The organism is Rhizobacter sp. P3_B12, assembly GCF_056402895.1.
The window spans coordinates 1-9,943 of record NZ_JBFUGN010000133.1 but is presented as its reverse complement, the minus strand read 5'-3'; the positions used below and the strand labels follow the sequence as shown (position 1 = coordinate 9,943).

The 9,943-nt window shown below is 66.4% G+C and carries 6 protein-coding genes; 4 read left to right on the top strand and 2 right to left on the bottom strand.

The features are described from left to right. Positions 1 to 170: 170 nt before the first annotated feature. On the bottom strand, positions 171 to 1,697 hold the full coding sequence (locus AC1D01_RS10010) for a leucine-rich repeat domain-containing protein (RefSeq protein ID WP_477865891.1): 1,527 nt from the start codon (positions 1,695 to 1,697) through the stop codon (positions 171 to 173). A 76-nt stretch (positions 1,698 to 1,773) separates the two neighbouring features. Here AC1D01_RS10010 and AC1D01_RS10005 point away from each other — a divergent pair, with 76 nt between their 5' ends. Beyond that, a complete protein-coding gene (locus AC1D01_RS10005) occupies positions 1,774 to 4,560 on the top strand; it encodes a polysaccharide deacetylase family protein (RefSeq protein ID WP_477865890.1) in 2,787 nt (928 codons plus the stop codon). Between the two features lie 17 nt (positions 4,561 to 4,577). Here the strand turns inward: AC1D01_RS10005 and AC1D01_RS10000 are convergent, their stop codons facing one another. Next, complete coding sequence (locus AC1D01_RS10000) at positions 4,578 to 6,107, bottom strand: leucine-rich repeat domain-containing protein (RefSeq protein ID WP_477865889.1); 1,530 nt, start codon at positions 6,105 to 6,107, stop codon at positions 4,578 to 4,580. Positions 6,108 to 6,228: 121 nt separating this feature from the next. Here AC1D01_RS10000 and AC1D01_RS09995 point away from each other — a divergent pair, with 121 nt between their 5' ends. The 3 genes from AC1D01_RS09995 to AC1D01_RS09985 form a co-directional block, all read left to right on the top strand. Continuing rightward, complete coding sequence (locus AC1D01_RS09995) at positions 6,229 to 7,500, top strand: GTP cyclohydrolase II (protein ID WP_477865888.1); 1,272 nt, start codon at positions 6,229 to 6,231, stop codon at positions 7,498 to 7,500. Beyond that, positions 7,493 to 8,713 carry a URC4/urg3 family protein gene (locus tag AC1D01_RS09990; protein WP_477865887.1) on the top strand — a complete coding sequence of 407 codons (1,221 nt, stop codon included), beginning with the start codon at positions 7,493 to 7,495 and terminating at the stop codon, positions 8,711 to 8,713. Before AC1D01_RS09995 ends, AC1D01_RS09990 begins: the two co-directional genes overlap by 8 nt. 360 nt (positions 8,714 to 9,073) lie before the next feature. Next, a partial coding sequence (locus tag AC1D01_RS09985) for a chitinase (RefSeq protein WP_477865886.1) occupies positions 9,074 to 9,943 on the top strand: 870 nt, incomplete at its 3' end.

Here is a 9,943-nt window from a genome sequence, read left to right as displayed (position 1 = left end):
GCATCAGGCCGTACTCGCTGAGCAGCGGGCGCAAGGCGGCGACCTTGGCGGCATAGCGGCCGTCGAGCGGGGACAGGGCGGAGAGGGCGGAGAGGTTCATGGCGGAGCGGGCGGGCGGAAAGCTGCGATTTTAGGCGGGGCGCTCCGCGGGGAGCTGCCGGGTCGATCCGTCAAGTTCTGCTCGATGATTGAGGTGGCAACCAGCGCCCGGCCGCAGCGAGCTTCTGGAGGTCGGTCGGATCATTGTTTTTTTTCAAGTTCCACAAGGCAATGCTGAGAGCCAGCTCTGCAGGCAGCGCCACAGGCGACAAGAGTTGGAGGCTGTGTCCTGCCGACTTGATCTCGGGCAAGTTGAGTTCGAATCTCTCGCGAATCGACGGGGCGGCCTCGCAGTCATCGAGACCTTCCGCGTGCACTTCAATGAGTGAGTGGCTCTTCAAGATGGCTTCACTGAGGAGCTTCACGCTGACGCCGCAGCCCCGGGCGTCGAGGCTTTGCAGCTGCGATGTCTCCAACGCCTTCACAAGCGCCTCCTGGGTCGCCACGTTGAGCGGATGCCCGGCGATGTTCACGGAACGGAGTGTTGTGTTCTTCGGGAAGTGTGTGAAAAGCCCCCGGTACTCCGGGTCCGTTTCAAGAGGTCTTTCTCCGAACATTTCGGGTCGGATCAGCGACAGATCGAGGGTATGCAGGCTGCATTGAGTTGACAGCAAACGCGCCGCCAGTTTGCTGCAACACTCGTTCAGGGGCAGCCCGGCGAGGTTTGCGACTTGCAGGGTGTCGTGAGATCCGATGGCAGCGATGAAGTCCAGGCATGCAGCCGCGCGGGTGAAGCAACCGCGCAGGATGAGCTGCGTCAGGGACAAGTTCTTCTTGAGTGCGGTAGTGAGGGTTGCCGTCGGCTCGAAAAGTTGCTGCCCTGACAGGTCCAGGTGCTGGATGTGTTGGCTGCCCAGCAGCAGATGGCAGTGAGACCAGATCTCGGCCTGGTGTCCCGTCTTGCCGTCTTCCCTGCTGATCACGAGCTTGCGCAACTCCGATGACTGCAGCGCCTTGCAGAGTTTCTCCCAGTTCACGCCCTTGACGGAGAGATCCGCCTCTTTCAGGTCGGCCGCTTGCGCGAGTGCCCGGTAAAAGGAGTTGCTGATCTTGTCGTGGAAGATATTCCCCCGAAGGTTCAGCCGCTCGATGCCGGGCAGGATCTCGTCGAGGTGCTTCAAGCCCGATTCATCGATCGCGTGGCCTGAAAGATCGATGGCTATCAGCGTCTCGAGGGCTGGTTTCCACGCTTGCAACCACTGGCCGATGAATTTGACGTCCTTGCCGGTGAGCCGGTCTTTGTCTTCAGGCAGGAACTCGCTGGACGCGGGCCGTACGTTCAGGTGCAAGGTCTTGGCGCCTCCGACCTGGTCACGCTGGCGGCGGAGATACAACCACGCCAGGGCGTTACCTTGACGGTGCTTGGCGAGCAGGCGGCCGATTTCACCCAACGCCACCGTTGTCAGGCCAGCGAGCTGCCGACCATCGACAAAGCCCCCATGTCCGCAGTTTGTCAGTGCCTGCGCGACTTTTCTGTCGAGCGGTGGCTCTTCCATCTTCAACAATGCCTCGGCAGCCACGGCCTCTGGCTCCCGCTTTCTCGGTGACACCACGTTGAGCGCGGCACGTTTGACATTGCCGAGGTTGAGTCCTTTCATCGCAATTTCTCCCGCCATTGGTTGCATGAGCGCAGTGAGTAACATCGGCCCGCCAATGGTTCAGCGATCGCACCCGATGACCGTCTTCACCTCCGCTCGTTCCAGCGTCACCGTCCTCGCCGCGGTGCTGTTCGTCGTGGCAGGCTGTGATCGCCACACGGCGCCGGCATCGCCCGCATCGCCGGTCGCTTCGGCTGCTGCGTCATCCGCCGCGATCCCTCCGGCGATCACCGCCGCATCGGCTGCCGCGGCCCTCACCGCCCAACTCCAGCAACGCGCCGACGGCGTGCTCGCCGCGCACCGCCAGATGATCGTGCTGATGACCGGCGAGCGCGGGCTGAAGCCGGCCGAGCGCCGCGCGGTCGGGGCTGTCGGGCAGTTGCTGTTCCATGACCTGCAGGAGCGTGTCGATGCGCTCGCTGTCGCCGCGGCCGACACGGCCAACCCCGCGACGCTGCCGGCGCTCGAAGCCCTGCTCGACCGCATCGAGAGCGAGCCCGGCTGGTTCGACGCCGATCGCCTCGCCTTCAAGGAATTCCTGACCCGCCTCGCGGCGCAGTACGCGCAGTCGCAGTCGATCGCCGGCCTGAAGCTCGCGCGCCGTGCCAATGAAGACCTGGCCGTGCTCGCCGAGGTGGAGCAGGCCTACGACCGCGAGCTGAAGGACGTGTTCGGCCGCTTCGCCAAGCGCGGCATCGAGCTGCAGCGCGAGAAGTGGGCCGACTACGTCGCCAAGCTGTCGAAGCTCTACAACCGCGAGCAGATCCTGAAGGACTACGCGACCATCGTGCCGTACACCGCGGCCTCGACGAAATCCGGCGCCGCCGAAGAGGCCGATTCGCGCGAGATCTTCGGCGGTTCGCTGCCGCCGAAGACCGTGGTGCTGACCTTCGACGACGGCCCGCACCCGAAGTACACCGACGACATCCTCGACATCCTGAAGCGCTACGACGCGCCGGCGATCTTCTTCAACCTCGGCCGCAACCTCGGCACCGTCGATGCGCAGGGCCACGCGAAGCTGGGCCCGAACGGCGCGGTCGCGAAGCGGGTGCTGCAGGCCGGCCACCAGCTCGCCGACCACAGCTTCACGCACAGCGTGATGGCCAGGCTGAGCGACGACGCGGTGCGCACCGAAACCACCCAGACCGAGGCGCTGCTCGACGCGACCGGACGCCAGCCGTCGTCGCTGTTCCGCTTTCCGTACGGCGCGCGCACCGAGGGCGCGCTGAGCACCGTCGAGGCGCTGAAGCTGCGCTCGATGATGTGGAACGTCGACTCGATGGACTGGGCCGACCCGGTGCCCAAGAGCATCGCCGAGCGCGTGCTGAGCGAGGTGGAGCGCGCCGGCCGCGGCGTGATCCTGTTCCACGACATCCAGGGCCGCACCGTGCAGGCGCTGCCGCTGGTGCTCGACCAGCTGAGCGCCGACGGCTACCGTTTCGCGACCTGGCGCGACGGCAGGTTCGTCGTCAACGCGCCGCGCAAGGCCGCACCCGATGCGGCGCCGGCCGGGGATGCCGGCACGCTGTACCGCGACAGCCATGCGCTGGTGATCGGCATCGACCAGTACACGAAGTGGCCGCAGCTGCACCATGCGGTGCGCGATGCGCGCGCGGTGCAGGAGACGCTGGTGGCGCGCTTCGGCTTCAAGCCGGAGAACGTGACCGCGCTGTACGACGGCGAGGCGACGCGCACCAACATCCTGCGCGTGCTGAACGACAAGCTGGCGGACCCGAAGAAGCTCAAGCGCGACGACCGTGTGCTGGTGTTCTATGCCGGCCACGGCGGCACGCGCAAGCTGGCCAGTGGCCGCGACGTGGGCTACCTGATTCCGGTGGACGCGACGCAGGCGGATTTCGCCTCGGATGCGATCTCGATGCCGCAGTTGCAGGAGGTGGCCGAAGCCACCCCGGCGAAGCATGTGCTGTTCCTGATCGACGCCTGCTACTCCGGCCTCGGGCTGACGCGCGGCGGCGGCGCGCCGAAGACCGACAGCTTCCTGAGGGACAACGCACGCCGCCTGGGCCGGCAGATGCTGACCGCCGGCGGTGTCGACCAGCAGGTCGCCGATGACGGGCCGGGCGGCCATTCGGTGTTCACCTGGACCTTGCTGCAGGCGCTGAACGGCAAGGCCGACCTGAACGACGACAGCGTGATCACTGCCACCGAGCTGGCCGCCTACGTGGCGCCCGCGGTGTCGGCGATCGCGCGCCAGACCCCGGCCTTCGGCAGCCTGCCGGGCTCGGAGGGCGGTGAATTCGTGTTCACGGTGGCTGCCGACCGCGAAGCCTTGAGCGGCGATTCGCCGCAGCTCGACGCCGAGGCGAGCCAGCTGAACAAGCGGCTCGACGATGCGAAGACGGCGGCGCTGCAGGCCGGTGCCGGCAAGGGCACCGCGAAGGACGTGCAGGTCGTCGTGAAGAACCTGGAAGGTGGCGACGTGAAGCTCTCGACGCCGGCCGCCGCGCCGGTGGCGCCGCGCGTGGCCGCGCAGCGCGCCAACGACCGGGGCCTCGCGCTGTACCGCGAGCGCCGCTACGACGAGGCCGAGGCGGCGTTCACCGAGGCGCTGAAACTGCAGCCGGTGTTCGCGCTGGCGGCCAACAACCTCGGCTTCGTCTACTTCAAGCGCGGCAAGCCGGCCGAGGCGGCGCGCTGGTTCGAGCGCGCGATCGAGATGGATGGCAGCCGGGCGCTGGCCTACCTGAACCTCGGCGATGCGCAGTTGCAGGCGGGCGATGATGCGAAGGCGCTGAAGGCGTACACGACCTTCGTGGGGCTGGCGCCGAAGCATGCGCGGGTGGCGGAGCTGCAGGCGTGGATCGCGGCGCCGGATGCGGTGCATCGGCCGAAGCTGCCTTGATCCGCCCTGCCGAAGCCTCACTCCGATGGTTTGAGGGCCGGCAGTCGACCGACAGTCGCCGTGAGTTGGTCAAGAGAGGCAATGCCCTTCGGACCCATCGCTCCGAGGAACCAGACAATCTCCTGGGTGAGGTCGGGAGGAACGTGATGAGAGTTCTCTCGGTTCACAAGCATGTGAAGCGCGTTGGCTGCGTTGTTCAATTTCGCGCGATGCGAGCGCCTGTTCAACAGCAGGCGCGCCTGCAAGGGCCTGTCTTGTCGCTTCGGGAAGGCGTCGTTTCTCGAAAGGTCCAGTTTCCGCAAGCTGTGGTTGTGGTCCACGGCGCGCTCGATGGCATCAACGTCGTCGGCCAATAGCTTGGTGTCGGCCAGTCGGACGGACCTCAGCTTGTCGTTGCCGTCGAGCAGGGCGGCGATGGCTTTCCCTTGCCCCTTCATGTGGTTGCCGGAGAGGTCGATGTGTCGCATGGACTGGCTCTCGCGCAGTGCGGTGAGCAGCTCTTTCCATGCGTCGTTGTGCAGTGCGCAGTGGGACAGGTCGATCATTTCGAGGCCTGGCTTCCGGATCAACTTGCAAAGGGTCTCCGGGTTGGCTTTCCGAAGACTGTTGTGACAGAAGTGGACTCGCTTCAGCGACAGGTGATCGCCCAGTGCTTTGAGCAGCGCATCGGAGGTGCGACGCCCTGCACCTGTCGTGCAATTCAGGTTGATCGAAGTGAGTGAGTTGTTGGACTGAATGGCACGGATCAGTTCATCGCTCATCGAAATGCGGGCGCAGCCGAAATGGCGAAGGCGCGTATTCGTTTCAATTCCGGCTGCGATCGGCTTGATGAACTCGCTGTGAGAGAGGTCCTCGGGCAAGTGCATGTGCGAGACATCCAAGGCCTCYAACGTCTTGTTTTCCACCACGATCCGACCGAGGGCCACGGCACCGGGAGCATCGCAGGCGTTGGACGAGATGTCGAGAGACAGCAGGCTCGTGTTGTGGACCACAGCCGTTGCGATCTTCTCGGTGCTCTGAGACGACAGCTGGCAGTTGCTGACCTTCAGGTGGTGCAAGGGTCGGTTGGTTTTCAGCAGTTCGGCGAGGGCCTTGGCGCCTTGCTTGCCGATGCTGTTGTTGCTCAGGTCGACCGAGCGCAGCAGCGGGAGCGAATCAAGCCATTCCGTGAGCCATTTCGCCAGAAACGTCGTGTCCTTTTCGTTCAGCCCCGGGCGGACGTTGTCGGTGTGAGCGAGCTGAAGCGATTGTTGCCTTTCCGGTGCGATGTCTTCAAACCTCGAGTACAGCCATGCCAATGCGAGGCCTTGCCGGTTCTTCAGGCAAAAGCGGGAAAGCTCGGCCTGCGCCCGGGATCCGGTGGGCACTGCACCATCGACGAAGAAGGCTTTGACGCAGCCGTCAGGCAGGCCGGATGCATCGAGCGTCTCCAACGGCGGGAGCGAGAGTTGACGCAGTGTTTCCAGCTTCGAGGGTTGCGGCGGCTTGTTCGTCTTGCCGAGCCGCGTGTTCTGGATGAATTTCCGGGATGGGAGGAGTCCGCGCATGGAGGGCAACTGCTTGGTGGCAAGACCAGCTGAGTAACGCGCCTTTCCAGCAAGTTCCAGTGCGCCGCCCGACGTCGTATCCTCGGCCCATCGACCACTGTCTTCCGCAGGAGCGTCCGCGATGAGTCAAGAGCCCGGCAGCGAGCCCCGAGTGGCCCAGCACATCCGCCTGACCTCCCACCCCGGCCAGCAGGGGCCGTCCGGCGCGCCGGCCATCCGCTGGGGCGCCGCCACCGCGGCCGAGCGCGGCCCGGTCGTCGGCACCACCACCAACCGCAGCCAGCGCAACGTGATCGGCACGCACAGCGGCTCGTACGGCGTGTACCGCGCGCTGGCCCTGGCTGCCGGCAACCTGAAGAAGGGCCACCGCGCCGATCTCACCAACACCGCGCCCACCGACCTGATCGGCCCGTACCCGCAGTGGTGCGACGCCACGAAGATGGTCTCGATCGACCCCTGGGGCGCGTCGGTCGCCGACGTGTTCGCCGAGCCCATCGCGCTGGGCTACGACATCCGCCCGACCATCGCGGTCACCCAGGCGCACATCCACCTGCCCGAGGTGCGGCAGGCGCTCGCCTTCCAGCGCCTGCAGGTCGACGGCCGCGTGCTGCTGGCCGACAGCTCGGCCGTCGTCACCAAGGTCGCGATCGAGCCGGTGTGGTGGCTGCCGGGTGTCGCGAAGCGCTTCAACGTCAGCGAGGGCGACCTGCGCCGCCACCTGTTCGAGGAGACCGGCGGCATGTACCCCGAGCTCGTCACGCGCAGCGACATCGAGGTCTTCCTGCCGCCGATCGGCGGGCAGACGCTCTACATCTTCGGCAACCCGCGCGACCTCGCCGACCCGGCCGTCACGCTCACCGCCCGCGTGCACGACGAATGCAACGGCTCCGACGTGTTCGGCTCCGACATCTGCACCTGCCGACCCTACCTCACGCATGCCATCGAGGAATGCATCCGCGGCGCGCAGCATGGCGGTGTCGGCCTGATCGCCTACAGCCGCAAGGAGGGGCGCGCGCTCGGCGAGGTCACCAAGTTCCTGGTCTACAACGCGCGCAAGCGGCAGGTCGGCGGCGACAGCGCCGACAAGTACTTCCTGCGCACCGAATGCGTCGCCGGCGTGCAGGACATGCGCTTCCAGGAGCTGATGCCCGACGTGCTGCACTGGCTGGGCGTGCAGAAGATCCACCGCCTCGTCAGCATGAGCAACGACAAGTACGACGCGATCACCGAAAGCGGCATCGCCGTCGGCGAACGCATCAAGATCCCTGATGAACTCGTGCCGGCCGATGCGCGCGTCGAGATCGAGGCCAAGATCGCCGCCGGCTACTTCACCGACGGCAGCGTGCCCGACGACATCAAGCTCGCGGCCACCAAGGGGCGCGGCCTTGTCTAGCCCCGCCGTTGCCGAGCTGCGGCAGGCCGCAACCATCCGCGAGCGCTGCGTCAACATCACGCGCGCCGTCGGCGAAGGCCGCTCCGACCACTTCACGCTCGATCACACGAAGCTGGCCGACGCGGCGCAGCGCGTCGAGCAGGTCACGCGGCAGAACTACCCCGAGCTGCGCATCCCGTACCACAGCCGCTGGCGCCACTTCGAGGCCGGCGGCGTCGATCGCAAGGCCGAACTCGATGCGCGGCTCGCCGGGCTCGACGCCGCCGCGCAGGCCCGTGCGCGCATCGACCTCACGGTGGTCAGCGTGCTGCTCGATGCCGGCGCCGGCGCCGGCTGGCGCTATGCCGAAGCCGAAAGCGGGCAGACCTTCAGCCGCTCCGAGGGCCTGGGCGTGGCCAGCTTCCGCGGCTTCATGCAGGGGCTGTTCTCGAGCGATCCATCGCAGCCGCTGCGCGTGGATGCGGCGGGGTTGGCGCGGCTCGATGCCGACACGCTCGCCGCGATGTTCCAGGTGCGCGCCGACAACCCGCTGGTCGGCCTCGACGGCCGCACGCTGCTGTTGCGGCGGCTCGGCGAGGCGATGCAGGTGCAGCATGCGAGCTTCGGTGCCGAGGGCCGGCCCGGCGCGCTGTTCGACCGGCTCGCGCTGAAGTCGCACCAGGCGCCGCTGACGGCCCCGCAGCTGCTGCAGGCGCTGCTCGACACGCTGAGCGGCATCTGGCTGGCCGGCAACGAGCTCGACGGCGTGCCGCTCGGCGACTGCTGGCGCCACCCGTTCGCCGGCGGCCAGGGGGCGAGCGCTGGCTGGGTGCCGTTCCACAAGCTCAGCCAGTGGCTGTGCTACTCGCTGCTCGAACCCTTCGAATGGGCCGGCGTGCCGGTCACCCAGCTCGACGGCCTCACCGGCCTGCCCGAATACCGCAACGGCGGGCTGCTGCTCGACAGCGGCGTCATCGTGCCGCGCGATGCCGGCTTCTCGCAGCGTCGTCATACAACGGGTGACGAGGCGATCGTCGAATGGCGGGCGCTCACCGTCGCGCTGATCGACGAGCTGGCGCCGCTGGTGCGCCACCGCCTCGGCCAGACCGTCACCGGGATGCCGCTCGCCTGCATCCTCGAAGGCGGCACCTGGGCTGCAGGCCGCGCCATCGCTCGCGAGTTGCGCGATGGCGGCCCGCCGCTCGTGATCGAGAGCGACGGCACCGTGTTCTGAAACCATCGGGTTTTGCGGCGGGCAGCTGCCGGTTTCGTCACGAGACCAAATCAATACCAGATGTTCCCTGTCTCCATCGCGTTTGCGAATGGATTCCTTCGTGTGCACCCGATGAATGCAGGAAAGGCTGCAACTTTGCACACAACTCGACACCTTATCGTGGCATTCCGCAAGGGTTTACCCGCGTTTGTCTGACGACTCGGGGTGATTCAATTGGTCTTGTGGAAGCGTTTCCACATTGACGAAACGCGAACACAGCAAGGCCCTCGCGAAGGCCCGCGCAGTACGTCGACGCGAGATCGAATCAACAGGCAGGGCCGTGCGCAGCAACGCGCCCAGGCCGCGAGAGGGTTGGGAACCATGAACAGATTCAAGCTGAGCGCGCTCGCGCTCGCCGCCGGTGTGGCCGCAACGTCGGCAGCCCATGCGGGCACGATCGTCGCGCCGTACTTCTTCGGCTGGGGCTTCGGCAGCACCGCCTACAAGTTCAAGAACCTGACGGAGGCGAAATCGCGCGCCGGCATGGACGGCATGACGATCGCGTTCGGCATCTCCGGCGGCGGCTGCACGCTCAGCGGCGGCATGGAGAACACGCTGAACAACGCGTCCATCAAGGCCGACGTCAAGTCGTACATCGACGGCGGCGGCAAGGTGATCCTGTCCTTCGGCGGCGCGAGCGGCACCTACCTCGAATCGGTCTGCTCGACCAACGACCTGGTCGCGTTGATCCGCAAGCTGATCGACACGCACGGCACCCGCATGCTCGACTTCGACATCGAAGGCGGCCAGCTCGGCGACACGCGCCTGAACGGCGTGCGCAACGCGGCGATCAAGCAGCTGCAGGCGATCTACCCGGACCTGTACACCTCGTTCACGCTGCCGGTGGATCCGTTCCGCACCAACTCCGAGCCGGGCGGCCTGCCGCCCAAGGCGCTGGAGCTGATCAAGGGCGCGGCGAGTGCCGGCGTCACGGTGTCGATGGTCAACATCATGGCGATGGACTACGGCACCTATTACAGCGGCGGCAAGAAGATGGGCGATCTGGCCGTCTCGGCCGCGCAGTCGACCTTCAACCAGCTGAAGGGCGTGTACCCGTCGAAGACCGACGCGCAGCTGTGGGCCATGATCGGCATCACGCCGATGATCGGCCAGAACGACGTCGCGGAAGAGATCTTCACGCCGGCCGACGCGACCACCGTCGCCAATTTCGCGAAGCAGAAGGGCGTGGGC

Coding starts and splice junctions, on each gene's coding strand:
- AC1D01_RS10010 (WP_477865891.1), bottom strand. CDS start 1,697: ATGAAAGGACTCAACCTCGGCAATGTCAAACGTGCCGCGCTCAACGTG.
- AC1D01_RS09995 (WP_477865888.1), top strand. CDS start 6,229: ATGAGTCAAGAGCCCGGCAGCGAGCCCCGAGTGGCCCAGCACATCCGC.
- AC1D01_RS10005 (WP_477865890.1), top strand. CDS start 1,774: ATGACCGTCTTCACCTCCGCTCGTTCCAGCGTCACCGTCCTCGCCGCG.